We start from the raw sequence: 15,397 nt of genomic DNA on the forward strand, positions 1-15,397 counted from the left end.
CGGCTCAGGGCTCCAGACGGGCCGCCGCCGTGCCGGAGACCACCTCGGCGCCGTCCTGGTTGACGGTGCGCAGGGTGAAGTGGGCGACCGGGCCGGTCGGCGTGTCCTCGATCGACTCGACGGTGGCCGTGGCGGTGAGGGTGTCGCCGGGCCAGACCTGGGCCTTGAAGCGCACGCCGTAGCGCAGCAGCGCCTCGGTGCCGACCCAGTCGGTCAGGACCCGGCCGGTCATACCCATCGTCAGCATGCCGTGGGCGAACACGCCGGGATAGCCCGCGGCATCGACGGCGAACCGCTCGTCGGTGTGCAGGGGGTTGAAGTCGCCGGAGGCGCCCGCGTACTGCACGATCCGGGTGCGCTTGAGGTCGTCGACGAGGACGCTCTCGCGTATCTCGCCGACCTTGATGTCGTCCGGGCTCAGGCTCATCGGGCGTCCTTCGGGGTCGCCGGGCCCTCGGGGACGACGGCCACGGTCACGGCACTGACGACCGGCTCGCCGTCGGCGTCCCGGTACTCGGTGATGCGCTCACTGAAGAGCAGGCGGCCGGTGCGGCCCTGCTTCTCCCAGCTGCGGCCGGTGCTGTTGTGCGCGTAGAGGGTCTCGCCGGCGCGCACCGGACGGTGGTACTCGAAGTGCTGCTCGGCGTGGAGCCCGCCGGCGCCCTCGGCCATGACGCCGGCGTCACGCCCCGACCCGAACCACTCCTCGTCCGGCTTGGGACGCAGGTGGTAGTCGGGGTCGTAGTGGGCGCTCGCCATGGTGAAGGTGGGCGGTGCGAGCGCGGACTCGCCCTGGTACGCCGGGTTCTCGTCGCCGATGGCGCGGGCGAACAGCATGATGTGCCCGGCCTCGACGGGGAAGGGTTGCCCTGTCATCTGCGTGTGCTCCTCGAATCAGTACGGCAGATCAGTACGGCAGAAACGCGTCGCGCGTGGCCTCGTCCGGGTCGAAGTCCGGCGGCAGTCCCTCGAACTTGGGCTCCCGCTTCTCCACGAAGCTCGACACGCCCTCGCGGAAGTCGGGGGAGCCCGCGAAGAACTCCATGGCGGAGTAGGAGCGGGCGAGGGCGTCGGTGAAGGTGCGGTCGAGGTCGCCGTACACCTGGTGCCGTACGACGGCCATGGCCCGCGGCGAGCAGTTGCGGGCGATGTCCCGGGCGTAGGCGCGAGCGGCGTCGAGGAGGTCCTCGGGTTCGACGACGCGGCTGACCAGGCCGAGGCTCTTCGCCTCGTCGGCGTCGAAGACGCGGCCGGAGAGCAGCAGGTCGAGCGCGTTCTCCAGGCCGATGACGCGCGGCAGGACGTGCGGCAGGTTGTACTCGCCGGCCAGCCCGCGGCGGGTGAACGCGGTGGTGAAGCGGGCCCCGCGGGCGGCGAAGCGGACGTCGCAGATGAGCGCCTGGACCAGTCCGATGCCCGCGCAGGCGCCGTTGACGGCGGCGATCAGCGGCTTGGGCATGTTCCGCCTGCTGTACATGGGGACGCGGGCCTGCAGGTTGAGGGACTCCCCCGGCTGCGAGTTCTGCTCCAGGCGCTGCATGTCCATCCCCGGGCAGAAGGCCCGGCCCGCCCCGGTGATGATCACCACTCTGACGGCGGGGTCCTGTGCGGCCCGGTCGAGGAGCGCGAAGAAGCGGCGCTCCATCGGCAGGCTCCACGCGTTCTTGCGCTCGGGCCGGTTGAGGGTGACGGTGGCGACACCGTCCTCGTCCACGTCGTACAGGACCAGGTCCAGGTCCTCGGGGGCCACCACGGTTTCCTCGGGCATCACGTCACTCCTCGTCCAGCGGTTCGATCGGGTCGCCGACGCCGGGCCGCTCCCCGGAGATGGTCACCACCACCTGCCCGCGGGCGCAGATGCGTCCGTCGGCCCGCACGTCGACGTCGGCGAAGTGCACCCGGCCGCCCCGCCGCACACAGCGCGCGTACGCGACCGCCTCACGGCCGCGGGCGGGTGCGAGGTACTGCACCGACATCGACACGGTGCTGAGCCGGCTGCCCTTGGTGAAGTCGTGCCCGGCGATCACGGCTCCGGCGCCGGCGGTGTCGATGAGCGCGGAGATGACGCCGCCGTGGAAGACGTCTTCGTGGGCCGAGAGGGACTCGGCGTAGGGGAGCACGATCTCGACGCCGTCGGGTTCCCAACGTCTTACGCGCATCCCGCAGCGGCGATTGAAGGCGACTCCGCGCTCCCAGCGGGCTCGGAACCAGGATCGGCGTTCGCGCTGCTCCTGGTCGGTGAGGGTCCTCGCCGCGACGGTCATCAGCACGCCCTCCGGTCTCGGCCTGTCGACCGACCTATATAGCTACATGATTCGCCTGGATGAAGGAATCATAGACCCCGGGGCGTGACTACTGAAGTATATTTATCTAACTCATTCAGCTGAAGGGGGAATCTCGATGCCGTCGACCGCCCTGGCCGGGATCCGTGTCCTCGATCTGTCCCGCATCCTCGCGGCGCCGCTGGCCACTCAGCTACTGGCCGACCTCGGAGCCGAGGTGATCAAGGTGGAACGGCCCGGGACGGGAGACGACTCACGGGCCTATGGCCCGCCGTTCGCCCCGGGGACCGACACCGCCGCCTTCTACCTCTCCTGCAACCGCAACAAGCGGTCGGTCACCGTCAACCACGCCTCCACCGAGGGGCAGGAGGTGCTCCGCGCCCTCGCCGCGCGGTCGGACGTACTGGTCGAGAACTTCCGGACGGGCACGCTGGCGAAGTACGGTCTCGACCACGAGAGCCTGCGCGCACTCAACCCACGTCTCGTCTACCTCTCGGTCACCGGCTTCGGCCAGACCGGCCCGTACGCCGACCGCCCCGGCTACGACGGCATCTTCCAGGCCATGTCCGGGATGATGAGCGTCTCCGGACACCCCGAGGAACCGATGAAGGTCGGCGTCAGCATGATCGACATCCTCACCGGGCTCTACGCCTCCACGGCCGTCCTCGCGGCCCTGCGCCACCGGGACGCCACCGGCGAGGGCCAGTTCATCGACCTGTCCCTGCTGGACTGCGGCCTGGCCTCGCTGTCCCACTTCGCGATGAACTACCTGGTCTCCGGCGAGGTTCCGCAGCGGCGCGGCAACGGCGGCTACGGCGGGATCCCCTCGCAGGCCTTCCCCTGCAAGGACAAGCCGATCTTCCTGGTCGCCGGCAACGACAAGCAGTTCGCCGCGTTCTGCGCGGCGGCCGACCGCACCGACCTCCTCCAGGACGAACGGTTCGCCACGACCTCCGCCCGGATCGCCCACCGCGAGGAGATCCTGCCGGTGCTGGCGGCGATCCTGCGCACCCGCACCCGGGACGAGTGGCTGACCGTTCTCGACGCACACGACGTGCCCGCGGGACCGTTCAACGAGATGCCCGAAGTCTTCGCCGATCCGCAAATACAGCACCGGGGGATGCTGATCGAGGTCGAGGACCCGGCCTCCGGGCAGCTGCCGATGCTCGCCAACCCCATCCGGTTCACGGCGACGCCGATCGAGGGGTACGCCCCACCGCCTGCGCTGGGTGAGCACACCGCCGAAGTGCTCACCGCTCTCGCGGGGGTGACGGACCGTCAGCTGGCCGCGCTGCGGAACCGGGGCGTCGTGTAGCGGCGTCAGCCGATCAGGGTCCGACCGCCCTCCAGCATCAGCGTCGCGCCCGTCAGATAGGCCATGTCGTCACTGACGAGCGCGGCCACCGCCCGGCCGATGTCGGCCTCCGGGTCCCCGAGCCGCCCCAACGGGATCTGCCGGGCGAGCTCGTCCGCCTTGTGGGGATGCGCGGCCAGGTAGTCCTCCGCCGCCGGACTGAGCGCGGCCGGACAGATGACGTTCACACGGATCCCGTACGCGCCCCACTCCCGCGCGGCGACCCGGCTCAGACCGCGGATCGCCTCCTTGGCCATCGCGTACGCCGCGAAGGTCACCTCGCCCTGCACGGCGGCCGACGAACCGAGGTTCACCACGCTGCCGCGGCTCTCCTTGAGATGGGGCAGTGCGGCCTGCATCGCGTGGAATGCGGCCAACGGACCGCTGCGGTAGGTGAGTTCGACATCGTCGTACGACGTCTCCGCCAGCCGGCGCTGCACCGAGGACTGCGCGTTGTTCACGAGCACGTCGAGACCGCCGAACTCCCGTACCGTCTCGGCCACCATGCGGTCGACGTCGTCCCGCTCCCCCACGTCCCCGACCACGGTGTACGCCCGGCCACCGCGTTCGACGATCTCCCCGGCCGTGTCCTTCAGCTTGGCTTCGGTGCGGCCGGTGATCACCACGGCAGCCCCCTCGGCCGCCAGCGCGAGCGCGATGCCCCGCCCCACGCCCTGCCCTCCGCCGGTGACCAGCGCCGTCCTGCCTGACAACCGTGCCATTACGTCTCCTTCCAGAAGGCCGACCAGGAGGGGAAGGCCTCGGGCAGCGCCGGTTCTCCGGCGCCTTCCCAGCCCTTGAATGCCACCGCCTGGGGGCGCTCGGTCACGTCCGCCGCGTACCAGTGGCGCTCGCGCCGCCGGGAGAAGTACCAGTCACCGTCGACGCGCGCATAGTCGTCCCAGTAGCAGATCGCCATCACGATCCACCGGTCCCCCACCTCGTGCTCGGCCCGGCAGTACACCGCGCCGGTCGCCGTGTCGCGGCCGGTGAACTCGACGCGGTGGCCGCAGATCTGGTGGACCGACCGGTGGAAGCCGCGCACCGCGGGTTCGATGTGCTGCCGCAGGACAGCCCGCCCGCGGCCGTGGCGCCCCATGTCCACGTCGGGCCGGAAGCAGCCGACCCAGGCGTCGAGGTCACGGCCGTCCACGGCGAGCGCGTAACGGATGGGCAGTTGCTGGATGGCGAGCTGCGACTCGATACGGTCGACGCGTTCCTCGAGCGATGTCACGGGCGCGGCTCCTTCGGCAGACCGAGGACCTGCTCCCCGATGATGTTGCGCTGGATCTCGCTCGACCCGCCGTAGATCGTCTCCGCGAGGGCCAGCAGGAACGACCTCTGCCGACGGTCCAGGGCGTAGTCCTCGCCCACGATCTGTCCGGCGGGGCCCGCCAGCTCCGTGGCCAGCCGGCCGAGTTGCTGGTGCCTGGTCGACGCGTACAGCTTGGCGGTGGTGGCCTGTGCTCCCGCGGTGCGGCCGGCGGTCAGTTCCGCGATGGTCCGCAGGTTGGTGGTGCGCATGATGCGTACGGAGATCCAGGCGTCGACGATGCGGCGGCGCAGCATCGGATCGTCGAGCGCGCCCCGCTCGCGGGCCAGGTCGATCAGTGCCTCGGCCTCCCGCTCGAAGGTGAGCTGCTGGGGCAGGAGGGTGGTGCCGCGCTCGATGCCGAGCGTGGCCATCGCGGTGCGCCAGCCCTGGCCGACCTCGCCGACGACCATGTCGGCTCCTGTGCGGGCGTCGGAGAGGAAGATCTCGGCGAACTCGTCCTGGCCGGCGAGGTTGCGGATGGGGCGGATCTCCACGCCGGGCTGGTCCGTGGGCACCAGCAGCATGCTCAGGCCCTTGTGCCGCGCGGACTGCGGGTCGGTGCGGGTGAGGACGTAGACCCAGTCGGCGTGGATGCCGAAGGACGTCCAGACCTTCTGTCCGCTGACCACCCACTCGTCGCCGTCCCGTTCCGCCCGGGTGCGCACGGATGCCAGGTCGGAGCCGGCGCCGGGTTCGCTGAAGCCCTGGCCCCACAGCTCCTCGACGGCGAGGATCGGCGGCAGGAAACGCTTCTTCTGTGCCTCGCTGCCCATCTTGAGGAGCATCGGGCCCAGCAGGTCGAGGGCGTTGACGGTGGCCCGGTACGGGGCGTTCACACGGGCGTACTCGTACTCGAAGACGATCTCCTCCAGCAGCCCGAGCCCGCGTCCGCCGTACTCCTCGGGCCAGCCGACGCCCAGCCAGCCACCGGCGGACAGCTCACGGTCCCAGGCGAGGCGGACCTCCCAGGCCGCGCCGTCGGTGGGGCCGCCCACGCCCCGGTGCTCGGCGAACTCCCCCACGAGGTGGTCCGCCAGCCAGTCCCGCACCTCGTCGCGGAAGTCGCGTACCGCGGGCCCGAAGTCCAGCTCCATGTCTGCTTCTCCCTGAGGTCTCAGATGCCGAGCCGGGCGGCGAGCAGTTCCCGGTGGTACGACGGTGTGCCGAGCAGTACCTCGGAGCTCTTGGCCCGCTTGAGGTACAGGTGCGCGGGGTGCTCCCAGGTGAAGCCGATGCCGCCGTGGACCTGGATGTTGTCCGCGGCGACCTTGGTGAACGCCTCCGAGCAGAAGGCCTGCGCGAGGGCGGCGGCGATCGCGATCTCCGTCTCGTCGCCCGCGTCCAGCGCCCACAGCCCCCCGTACGCGGCCGAGCGGGCGGACTCGATGTCCATGAGCATGTCGGCGCACTTGTGCTTGATCCCCTGGAACGAGCCGATGGGCCGGCCGTACTGCTCGCGGATCTTGGCGTACTCCACGGCGGCGTCCAGGGCGGCCGCGGCTCCCCCGACCTGTTCTGCGGAAAGGAGTACGGCGGCGGTGGCGAGGGTGCGCGCCAGGGCCGGCCAGGCCGTGCCCTCGGGGCCGAGGAGGCGGGCGGGGGTGTCCCTGAACTCGATCCGGGCCTGTTTGCGGGTCTGGTCGAGGGTGGGGAGGGGGGTGCGGGTGAGGCCGGGCGTTCGGGCGGTCTCGACGGCCAGGAGGCTGATGCCCGAGGGGGTGCGGGCGGCGACCAGGAGCAGGTCGGCGAGGTGCCCGTCGGGGACGTAGGTCTTCACGCCGGTCAGCTGCCAGGCGCCTGTCTCGTCACGGACTGCGGTGAGCCCGATGCCCTGCTCGTCCCAGCGGCCGACGTCCTCGGTGAGCGCCAGCGTGGCCACCGTCTCGCCGGATGCGATACCCGGCAGGAGTTCGTGCCGCGCCTGCTCGTCGGCGCAGCGCAACAGCGCCTCGGCGGCCAGAGCGACGGTGGCGAAGTACGGCCCGCCGAGCAGCGCGCGACCCGCCTCCTCGAAGACGATGCCGAGATCGACGTAGCCGAAGCCCGAGCCGCCGTACTCCTCCGGTACGGCGAGCCCCTGGAGGCCGAGTTCGCCGGCCATCCGCCGCCAGACGACCGGGTCGTGACCCTGGGGGTCGGCGGCCAGGCGGCGCACGGCCGCCTCGTCGGAGTGCTTGGCGAGGAACGAGCGGACGACCTTGCGCAGTTCGTCCTGTTCCTCGCTGAAGGTGAGATCCATGCCGAGCTTCCCGTCCTCCGTGCAACGTCACGTGCGGCCTGCTTGCCGCCCACCCCTCGATACAGTTAGATAATTATAGTATCCACACTGAATACACCAGGAGCGCGACGTGATCGATCCCTACGCCCCGTTCACGAGCCTGACCTTCGAGCGGCCCACGCCCGGCGTGCTGCGGATCGTGCTCGACGCCCCGAACCTCAACGCCGTGGATCCACGGATGCACGGTGAGCTCGCCGACATCTGGTCCGTCGTCGACCGGGACGACGAGACCCGGGCGGTGCTCGTCCAGGGGGCGGGCCGGGCGTTCTCGGCGGGCGGGACCTTCGACTCCATCGACGCCATGACCGAGGACTACGCGGTGCGTGCCCGGGTGATGCGGGAGGCGCGGGACATGGTCTACGGGGTGCTCAACTGCTCCAAGCCGGTGGTCTCCGCGATCCACGGACCGGCGGTCGGCGCGGGGCTCGTCATCGGCATGCTCGCGGACATCTCGATCGTGGCCCGCACGGCGAAGATCGTCGACGGGCACACGCGGCTCGGGGTCGCGGCCGGTGACCATGCCGCCATCTGCTGGCCGCTGCTGTGCGGCATGGCCAAGGCCAAGTACTACCTGCTCACCTGCGAGACGCTGACCGGTGAGGAGGCCGAGCGGATCGGGCTGGTGTCGAAGTGCGTGGACGACGCGGACGTGCACACCGAGGCCCTCCGGGTGGCGACGGCCCTGGCCGCCGGGCCGGCCAGCGCGATCAGCTGGACCAAGCGGTCCCTCAACCACTGGTACCGCACCGCCCAGCCGATCTTCGAGGCCTCGCTGGGGCTGGAGTTCTTCGGGTTCGGCGGGCACGAGGTCGTCGAGGGGCTCGCCGCGCACCGCGAGAAGCGGCCCGCGGACTTCGAGGGCGTCAGCGGCAAGCACCCGCTCGACCTGTGACCACCGTACGAGAGGAACCGATCGATCATGACACCGCAGCAGGCCAGCACCGAAGTCCCCCTTCTGGTCAAGGGGCTGACCTTTGAGGAGATGCCGGTCGGGCAGGTCTTCCGGACCGCCCGCCGCACCATCACGGAGACCGATCTGGTCAACTTCGTCACCTGGGGCGGCTTCACCGAGCCCCTCTTCTGGGACGCCTCGCACGCGGCGGACGGCGGTTACACGGGGCGACTGGTCCCGGGGGGACTGACGTACTGCATCGCCGAAGGCCTCGTCCTCCAGACGAACGTGCTGCACGGCACGGGCCTCGCCTTCCTGCACATGGAACTCGACGTGCTGGGTCCCGTGTACGTCGGCGACACCGTGTACGCCGTCGTGGAAACCACGGGGTCCCGGCCGTCCAGCAAGCCCGGCCGGGGCGTGGTGACCAGCCGGATCACGGTACGCAACCAGCGGCACGAGCATGTTCTCGTCTACACGCCGGTGCGGCTGATCCGCGGCAGGGACTACGAGGCTCCGGCATCCTGAGCCCGCGGCGGGGACTGGTTTCGCTGCCTCCGCCCTCCGGACCCGGGGCCGGGCGCTGGCTACACGGCCTCCGCCCTCCGGGCCCGGGGCGGGGACTGACTGCACGGCCTCCGCCCTCCCGAACCCGGGGCCGGGCACCGGCTACACGGCCTCCGCCCTCCGGACCCGGGGCCGGGCGCTGGCTACACGGCCTCCGCGGTCCTGAGCCCGCGGCCGGGCTACGAGGTTGCGCCGTCCTGAGTCCGGGGCACGGCCGGCACGAGACTCAGACCGGTGGCCCGCCCCGCTTCGGGTACGGCGGCGCCGGCGAAGGCGCCGTGGTGCAACCAGTCGGAGGGGATCGCGGGACGCGGCGGGGCCTCGTGGTCCGGGACCGCCATCGCGTACAGGCGGGTGTAGCGGAACTTGGCCTCCAGGTTGTCCAGGACCGACCAGTACTCGTAGCCGCACACCTCCACACCTGCCGCGGTGAGTCCGGCCAGCCAGGAGAGGCGGGCGCGCAGCAGGGCCCGGCGCCGGTCGTCGTCGCTGTGTCCGGTGGCGTCGACGAGGTCCAGGTCGCCCATGCCGTTGTCGATGACGGACAGCGGCGGCAGCGCGTCACCGTACAGCTCGTAGAGGCCGGCGACGGCGTCGGCGAGTCCTTCGGGGATGATCGGCCAGCCGTAGGCGGTGGTCTCCACGTCGTCGAACGGGACGATCGCGAAGCCCAGCCCCACGAGCAGGCGGTTCACCTCGTTGAGGGCGCTCTGACAGGTTCTCGTCGGCAGCACCCGGGGCAGGTTCTCCGGCGCGGTGACGCGGAACGGCGTGTGCCAGGACAGGCCCAGCAGGTCCTGCTCGGTGGTGATGTTCTCCAGGTCGCCAGGGCGTACGCAGCCGGTGTCCTCGACCGGTGAGTCGCCGTCCTCGGTCACCATGTGCTCGCCGAGCAGCAGGGGGTCGAGGAAGAGACGGTTGGTCCAGCTCTCCAGGCGTTCCAGGGCGAGACGGTCGTAGGGGTCGTCGGTGGCCGGGTAGCCGCCCACGAGGGTGACCGTGGTGCCGATCCGGCCTCGCGCGCCGCCGGACCTCAGGGCCTGGGTGGCGAGCCCGTTCGCGAGCAGGATGTGGTGGACCGCGGGCAGTCCTGCCCGGCCCGCGCCCCGGTTCGGGGGATACATTCCGGCCACGTGGTCGGCGAGTGTGGGGCCGGCGAGGTCGGTGGAGGTGATCCAGCGTTCCACCCGGTCGCCGAAACGGCGGCCCAGCTCGGCGGCGTAGGCGGCGAAGTGCTCGGCGGTGTCACGGGCGAGCCAGCCGCCGGCCGCGTCCAGCCACGGCGGCAGCGAGCGGTCGAGCAGGGTGAGAGCGGGCCGGGTGCCGTGCGCGAGCAGTGCGTCGAGCGCGCGATCACAGCGGTCCAGGGCGTCCCGGTCCCAGCTGCCTGCGCCGTCGGGCTGGAGCTGCGGCCATCCGGCGACCATGCGGTGGGTGTCCGCGACGACGCCGGTCAGCTGCCGGAGGTCTTCGGTCCACTGCCGGAAGTGCCCGCCGCGTTCCGGCCGGGGCGGCAGTGGCGCCGCGATGGTGTCCGCGGTGGCGACCCCCCAGTCGACACAGCGAAGGGATTCGTGCAGGAAACCATCGCTCATGGTTACCGTCCAGGCGGTGAATGGTTTAGCGCATTCAACTGAATGTCCGCCGACCGGACGCTAACAGGTCAAACAAACTACGACAATGTTTCGGCCAGATCTCCCGATAACGGATCAGACCGCGTCCAGGATGAGGCCGCCCGCCAGGCCATCGCCATGATCGGCGCGTTCGGATTGCCGGACACCATGGTCGGCATGACCGAGCAGTCGACGACCCGCAGGCCTCGATGCCGCGTACCCGCAGCCGGCCGTCGACGACGTCGCCCTCGTCCGGGCCCATGGCGCAGGCGCCGACGGCGTGGTGGTCGAACGTCGTCATCCCTGGCTGTCCGATGCCGGTGCCCGCTCCTCCAGGGGACGGAACTCCTCTTCCTGCCACCAGGGATAGAGGGATGGCATGTCCTTGCTGACCCGGCCCGGGAACGCGGGCGGCCGTTTGGCGAGGAACGACTGGACGCCCTCCACGGGGTCCGGGCCGCCGCCGATCTGGCTCATGATCCGGGAGTCGAGCCGGTGGGCGGCCATCGGGTGCGGCTCGCCCAGCATCCGCCACATCATCTGGCGGGAGAGGGCGACGGAGATCGCGGAGGTGTTGTCGGCGATCTCCCGGGCGAGTGCGTACGCCGCCGGCAGCAGCTCCTCCGGCGGGTGCACGGAGCGGACCAGCCCGGCCGCGAGTGCCTCGTCCGGGCCGAAGACGCGGCCCGTGGCGACCCATTCCATGGCCCGCTGCATGCCGACGGCCCGGGGCAGGAACCAGCTCGCCGCCGATTCCGGCACGATGCCGCGCCGGGCGAAGACGAAGCCGAACTTCGCCGAGGTCGACGCCAGCCGGATGTCCATGGGCAGGGTCATGCTGGCTCCGACGCCCGCGGCCGGGCCGTTGATCGCCGCGATGACCGGTTTGGTGCTGGAGAAGATCCGCAGGGCGACCCGGCCGCCGGTGTCCCGGTGCCAGGCGCCCGCCTTGCGGTGGTCGAAGGAGGAGCCGCCCGAGCTGACGTCGGCGCCCGCACAGAAGCCGCGCCCTGCGCCGGTCACCACGATCACGCGGATCTCGTCGTCGGCGTCGGCCGCGTCCAGGACGTCGAGCAGATCGGCCATCATCCGGGGGTTGAAGGCGTTGAGTTTCTCGGGCCGGTTCAGCGTGACGGTGAGGATCCGCTCCGCCACCTCGGCCCGCACGGTGTCGTACTCCTGCTCCGGCATACGCGTCCTCCGTCACTCCGGCGAGCCGTTTCCAGAAAGCTTAATTAGTTATAGCATTCAACTCTACTGACTCGTTCGATGATGACTGATGGCGGTGGAGATGACGGACCTCTTGGTGACGGCCGTCGGGCCGGTCCGGCTGATCGAGCTGAACCGGCCGGACCAGCTCAACGCGATGAGCGAGGAGCTGCACGCGGGTCTCGCGTCCCTGTGGGACTCGCTCGCCGACGACCCCGAGGCCCGGGTGGTCGTGCTCACCGGGCGCGGCCGGGCGTTCAGCGCCGGGGGCGACTTCGACATCATGACCCGGGTCCAGCGCGACCGCGCCTTCCGCGAACGCAACGTCGACGAGGCGCGGCGGATCATCACCGGCATGGTGCGCTGCCCGCTGCCGGTGATCGCGGCCGTCAACGGGCCCGCGGTGGGGCTCGGATGCAGCCTGGCGTTGCTGAGTGACCTGGTCCTGATGGCCGACGACGCCTATATGGCCGACCCGCACGTCCAGGTCGGGCTCGTCGCGGGTGACGGCGGTGCACTCGTCCTCCCCCTGCTCGTCGGACTGACCCGCGCGAAGGAACTGCTGTTCCTGGGCGACCGGGTGAGCGCCGAGGAGGCGGTCCGGCTGGGCATCGCCAACCGCGCCGTGCCCAAGGACAAGCTCCTGGACGAGGCCATGGACCTCGCCGGACGGCTGGCCGCCCTGCCCACGCAGGCGCTGCGCGAGACCAAGCGCGCGGTGAACCTGCATCTGGAGCAGGCAGTCGCCACCGTGCTCGAACCCGCCCTGCTCGCCGAGCAGGAGACCATGCACTCGCCGGACCACATCGCCATCGTGGAGAAGATCATCGCGTCCCGCGCCCGTCGCCGGACCGCCGGGGAGGGCTGAGGCATGGACTTCGCGTTCAGCGAGGAACAGGAGCAACTGGGGCGCACCGTACGGGCGTTCCTGACCCACACCTCGCCCGAGACCGAGACACGGCGCCTCATGGAGACGCCCGAGGGCTTCGACCGGGCGCTGTGGCGCCGGATGGGGACGGAGCTCGGGCTTCAGGGACTGGCGATCCCAGAGGAGTACGGCGGTGCCGGGTGCGGGCCGGTCGAAGTGGGCGTGGTGATGGAGGAGATGGGCCGTGCGCTGCTGTGTGCGCCGTTCCTGTCCTCGGCCGTGCTGGCGACGACCACGCTGCTGCGCTGCGCCGACGAGGAGGCCCGCAAGCGCCTGTTGCCGGGCCTGGCCTCCGGTGAGCTCGTCGGGACACTCGCCCTGACCGAGGACTCCGCCCGCTGGGACGCGGCGGGCGTCGGGCTCACCGCCCGTGAGAGCAATGGGAGTTGGCTGCTGACCGGGCACAAGACGTTCGTCCTGGACGGTGCCACCGCCGATGTCGTCCTCACCGTCGCCCGCACCCACGACGGCATCGGGGTGTTCTGCGTGGAGGGCGACGCGCCCGGACTGACCCGCGCACCGCTGCCCACCATGGACCCGACGCGCCGCCAGGCCCGCCTCGACTACCAGGACGTACCGGCGACCCGGCTGCGTACGCACGGCGACGGATGGGATCTGGTCGCGGAGGTGCTCGACCGGGTCGCGGTGGCGCTGGCCGCCGAGCAGGTCGGGGTGGCCTCCCGGGCGCTCGACATGGCGGTGGAGTACGCCAAGGTGCGCCACCAGTTCGGGCGGCCCGTCGGTTCCTTCCAGGCCGTCAAGCATCTGCTCGCGGACGTCCTCCTGGAGGTGGAGTCGGCGCGCGCCGCCGCCCACTACGCCCTGCTCGCGTCCGAGAACGAGGATCCGGAGCTGCCCGCCGTGGCGAGTCTGGCGAAGGCGTTCTGCTCCGACGCGTGTGTCCAGGCGACGGAGGAGAACATCCAGGTGCACGGCGGCATCGGCTTCACCTGGGAGCACCCGGCCCACCTCTATCTGAAGCGGGCCAAGACGTCACAGCTGCTGTTCGGCGATCCGGCGTACCACCGGGAGCTGCTCGCACGGAGAATCGGCATGGAAACGGACAAGGGAGCGGCATGAAGGTCGACGGCAAGCTCAACGTGTGGAGCACCACCGAGGTCGTGGAGGAGGCCCGGCACCACGAGAAGGCCGGCTACGACGGCCTGTGGGCGTCGGAGTCCAAGCACGACCCCTTCCTGCCGCTGGTGCTGGCGGCCGAGCACACCGACCGCCTCGAGGTGGGGACGGCCATCGCGGTGGCCTTCGCCCGCTCCCCCATGCAGCTCGCGTACACCGCACACGACCTGCAGACCTACGCCGGCGGACGGTTCTCGCTCGGTCTCGGCAGCCAGATCAAGCCGCACATCGAGCGGCGCTTCGACATGCCGTGGAGCCGGCCCGCGGCTCGCATGCGGGAGTACGTGAGCGCGCTGCACGCGATCTGGGACGCCTGGAACGAGGGCGAGAAGCTCAACTTCCGCGGCGACTTCTACTCGCACACCCTGATGTCGCCCTTCTTCTCTCCCCCGCCCGCTGCCGGCGGCGCGCCCAAGGTGTTCGTGGCCGCGGTCGGCCAGGCCATGACCAAGGTGGCGGGCGAGGTCGCCGACGGGCTCCTCGCGCACGGCTTCACCACCGAGCGGTACCTGCGGGAGGTGACCCTGCCGACCGTGGAGGCGGGTCTGGCCGCGTCCGGCCGGACGCGGGCCGACTTCGCCGTCTCCCATCTGCTGCTGACCGCGACCGGCCGCACGGAGGAGGAGATGACCCGCGCGATCGACGGCACCCGTGCCCAGATCGCCTTCTACGGCAGCACGCCCGCCTATCGCGGGGTGCTGGAGCTGCACGGCTGGGGTGAACTCGGCGACGAGCTGCACGCGTTGTCGACGTCCCGGCGCGAGGACAAGTGGGAGGCGATGAGCCGCCTCGTCGACGACGAGGTACTGCACACCTTCGCGGTCGTGGCGGAACCGGAGCGGGTCGCGGCCGAGATCCGGCGCCGGTACGGGGCACTGGTCGACCGGGTGTCCTTCTACACGGCGTACGAGATCGACGCCGCGGTGTGGGAGCCCATCGTGCAGGAGCTGCGCACATCCGAGTGACGGTCAGCCGAGCAGGTCCAGGACGGTGGTCATGGACCTGTTCTGCAGCAGATAGTCCTCGGCCTCCTGGAGGTGGAGGCGCCACAACTCCTCGGCGGCCTCGGTCTGGCGCGCGGCGACGAGTTCGACGAGCGCGCCGTGGGCGCGGAAGCCTCGGCGGTTGGCCCGTACGTTCTCGGGGCTGCCTGCGTCCAGGTCGACGTGGGACCAGTTCGCCTGGTCGATGATGTGCCGGACCATGCCGTTGAGGACGCTCAGCGTCTCGTTGCCCGCCAGTTCGACGACCAGGGCGTGGAACTCCATGTGGGCACGGATGAAGGCGGAGGGGTTGTCCATCAGAGTCTCGGCCTCGGCGACGGCGGCCCGCAGCCGCTCCAGGTCCCCGTCCGTGCGTCCCTCGGCCAGCAGTCCGGCGCACGGTGCCTCGATGACCGTACGGGCGTCGTAGACGTCCTTGAGGGTCGTGCCGCGGTATTCGAGGACCACGCCGGCGTACCGGGCCGCGACCGTGCCTTCCGGAGTCTGTACCCGTGCCCCGCCCCGGGCGCCCCGGCGCACGCTGATCAGCGACTCCGACTCCAGTACCCGGAACGCCTCACGCAGCGTCGGCCGGGACACGGCGAACTCCGCCATCAGCGCCGACTCGGCCGGCAGCGCCTCGCCCTCGGCCAGTTCCCCGCGCACGATCTTGCGGCGCAGCTGGGCCGCCACCAGTTCCGCCATCTTGGGCACACGGACCTTGACGCCGTTCACCCGGCCACCGCCACCGCCCTGCCGCCCCGTCGTACTCGTCACCGGGCCCACCTCCGTCCGACCCAGGGGTGCGGGACACAGCCCGAGCACCGGGTAGACGGCCA

Annotated in this window: 18 protein-coding genes; 6 read left to right on the plus strand and 12 right to left on the minus strand. The window is 71.0% G+C overall.

Features of this window, described 5'->3' with window-relative positions:
* Window positions 1–4: 4 nt before the first annotated feature.
* Genes OG841_RS02095 through OG841_RS02110 form a run of 4 tightly spaced genes read right to left on the minus strand, consistent with a single transcriptional unit; the run spans window position 5 to window position 2,264 of the window.
* Window positions 5–427: a MaoC/PaaZ C-terminal domain-containing protein gene (locus OG841_RS02095; protein ID WP_365115971.1), complete on the minus strand. Its 423-nt coding sequence runs from the start codon at window positions 425–427 to the stop codon at window positions 5–7.
* Window positions 424–876: an FAS1-like dehydratase domain-containing protein gene (locus tag OG841_RS02100; RefSeq protein WP_371562915.1), complete on the minus strand. Its 453-nt coding sequence runs from the start codon at window positions 874–876 to the stop codon at window positions 424–426. Before OG841_RS02100 ends, OG841_RS02095 begins: the two co-directional genes overlap by 4 nt.
* 31 nt (window positions 877–907) lie before the next feature.
* The gene (locus tag OG841_RS02105; protein ID WP_328643073.1) at window positions 908–1,768 is read right to left on the minus strand and encodes an enoyl-CoA hydratase-related protein; all 861 of its coding nucleotides are present in this window, start codon (window positions 1,766–1,768) and stop codon (window positions 908–910) included.
* 4 nt (window positions 1,769–1,772) lie between these two features.
* Window positions 1,773–2,264 (minus strand): PaaI family thioesterase, encoded by a 492-nt coding sequence (locus OG841_RS02110; protein ID WP_057612768.1) that lies wholly within the window; start codon window positions 2,262–2,264, stop codon window positions 1,773–1,775.
* A gap of 136 nt (window positions 2,265–2,400) precedes the next feature.
* On the opposite strand from OG841_RS02110, the gene OG841_RS02115 reads away from it, so the two are divergent.
* Window positions 2,401–3,597, plus strand: coding sequence for a CaiB/BaiF CoA transferase family protein (locus OG841_RS02115; protein ID WP_328643072.1), 1,197 nt, complete (start codon window positions 2,401–2,403; stop codon window positions 3,595–3,597).
* A gap of 5 nt (window positions 3,598–3,602) precedes the next feature.
* Here OG841_RS02115 and OG841_RS02120 read toward each other — a convergent pair whose 3' ends face one another.
* The 4 genes from OG841_RS02120 to OG841_RS02135 are packed head-to-tail and all read right to left on the minus strand — an operon-like array spanning window position 3,603 to window position 7,190.
* Entirely contained in the window at window positions 3,603–4,358 is a 756-nt protein-coding gene (locus OG841_RS02120; protein WP_365115977.1) for an SDR family NAD(P)-dependent oxidoreductase, read from the minus strand.
* Window positions 4,358–4,870: a nuclear transport factor 2 family protein gene (locus OG841_RS02125; protein WP_328643070.1), complete on the minus strand. Its 513-nt coding sequence runs from the start codon at window positions 4,868–4,870 to the stop codon at window positions 4,358–4,360. The genes OG841_RS02120 and OG841_RS02125 overlap by 1 nt, the downstream gene beginning before the upstream one ends.
* A complete protein-coding gene (locus OG841_RS02130) occupies window positions 4,867–6,045 on the minus strand; it encodes an acyl-CoA dehydrogenase family protein (RefSeq protein ID WP_328643069.1) in 1,179 nt (392 codons plus the stop codon). The genes OG841_RS02125 and OG841_RS02130 overlap by 4 nt, the downstream gene beginning before the upstream one ends.
* 20 nt (window positions 6,046–6,065) lie before the next feature.
* Window positions 6,066–7,190 carry an acyl-CoA dehydrogenase family protein gene (locus OG841_RS02135; RefSeq protein WP_328643068.1) on the minus strand — a complete coding sequence of 375 codons (1,125 nt, stop codon included), beginning with the start codon at window positions 7,188–7,190 and terminating at the stop codon, window positions 6,066–6,068.
* A gap of 109 nt (window positions 7,191–7,299) precedes the next feature.
* Between OG841_RS02135 and OG841_RS02140 the strand changes: the two genes are divergently transcribed.
* The gene (locus OG841_RS02140; protein WP_328643067.1) at window positions 7,300–8,121 is read left to right on the plus strand and encodes an enoyl-CoA hydratase/isomerase family protein; all 822 of its coding nucleotides are present in this window, start codon (window positions 7,300–7,302) and stop codon (window positions 8,119–8,121) included.
* Between the two features lie 27 nt (window positions 8,122–8,148).
* Window positions 8,149–8,649, plus strand: coding sequence for a MaoC family dehydratase (locus tag OG841_RS02145; RefSeq protein ID WP_328643066.1), 501 nt, complete (start codon window positions 8,149–8,151; stop codon window positions 8,647–8,649).
* Window positions 8,650–8,867: 218 nt separating this feature from the next.
* Here the strand turns inward: OG841_RS02145 and OG841_RS02150 are convergent, their stop codons facing one another.
* The 3 genes from OG841_RS02150 to OG841_RS02160 all read right to left on the minus strand — a co-directional run bounded on the left by OG841_RS02150 (window position 8,868) and on the right by OG841_RS02160 (window position 11,492).
* Window positions 8,868–10,283 (minus strand): family 1 glycosylhydrolase, encoded by a 1,416-nt coding sequence (locus OG841_RS02150; protein ID WP_328643065.1) that lies wholly within the window; start codon window positions 10,281–10,283, stop codon window positions 8,868–8,870.
* A 77-nt stretch (window positions 10,284–10,360) separates the two neighbouring features.
* Window positions 10,361–10,480, minus strand: coding sequence for a hypothetical protein (locus OG841_RS02155; RefSeq protein ID WP_365115983.1), 120 nt, complete (start codon window positions 10,478–10,480; stop codon window positions 10,361–10,363).
* 118 nt (window positions 10,481–10,598) lie between these two features.
* Entirely contained in the window at window positions 10,599–11,492 is an 894-nt protein-coding gene (locus OG841_RS02160) for a crotonase/enoyl-CoA hydratase family protein (RefSeq protein ID WP_328643064.1), read from the minus strand.
* A gap of 100 nt (window positions 11,493–11,592) precedes the next feature.
* Between OG841_RS02160 and OG841_RS02165 the strand changes: the two genes are divergently transcribed.
* The 3 genes from OG841_RS02165 to OG841_RS02175 are packed head-to-tail and all read left to right on the plus strand — an operon-like array spanning window position 11,593 to window position 14,540.
* Window positions 11,593–12,378 (plus strand): enoyl-CoA hydratase/isomerase family protein, encoded by a 786-nt coding sequence (locus OG841_RS02165; protein WP_328643063.1) that lies wholly within the window; start codon window positions 11,593–11,595, stop codon window positions 12,376–12,378.
* Between the two features lie 3 nt (window positions 12,379–12,381).
* Complete coding sequence (locus OG841_RS02170) at window positions 12,382–13,518, plus strand: acyl-CoA dehydrogenase family protein (RefSeq protein WP_328643062.1); 1,137 nt, start codon at window positions 12,382–12,384, stop codon at window positions 13,516–13,518.
* Window positions 13,515–14,540, plus strand: a complete 1,026-nt coding sequence (locus OG841_RS02175; protein WP_328643061.1) for an LLM class F420-dependent oxidoreductase — start codon at window positions 13,515–13,517, stop codon at window positions 14,538–14,540. Before OG841_RS02170 ends, OG841_RS02175 begins: the two co-directional genes overlap by 4 nt.
* Window positions 14,541–14,543: 3 nt before the next feature.
* On the opposite strand, the gene OG841_RS02180 is transcribed toward OG841_RS02175, so the two are convergent.
* The gene (locus OG841_RS02180) at window positions 14,544–15,335 is read right to left on the minus strand and encodes a FadR/GntR family transcriptional regulator (RefSeq protein WP_328643060.1); all 792 of its coding nucleotides are present in this window, start codon (window positions 15,333–15,335) and stop codon (window positions 14,544–14,546) included.
* Between the last annotated feature and the right edge of the window lie 62 nt (window positions 15,336–15,397).

Origin of the sequence: Streptomyces canus, assembly GCF_041435015.1 — a bacterium.
GTDB classification, from domain to species: Bacteria; Actinomycetota; Actinomycetes; order Streptomycetales; family Streptomycetaceae; genus Streptomyces; species Streptomyces canus_G.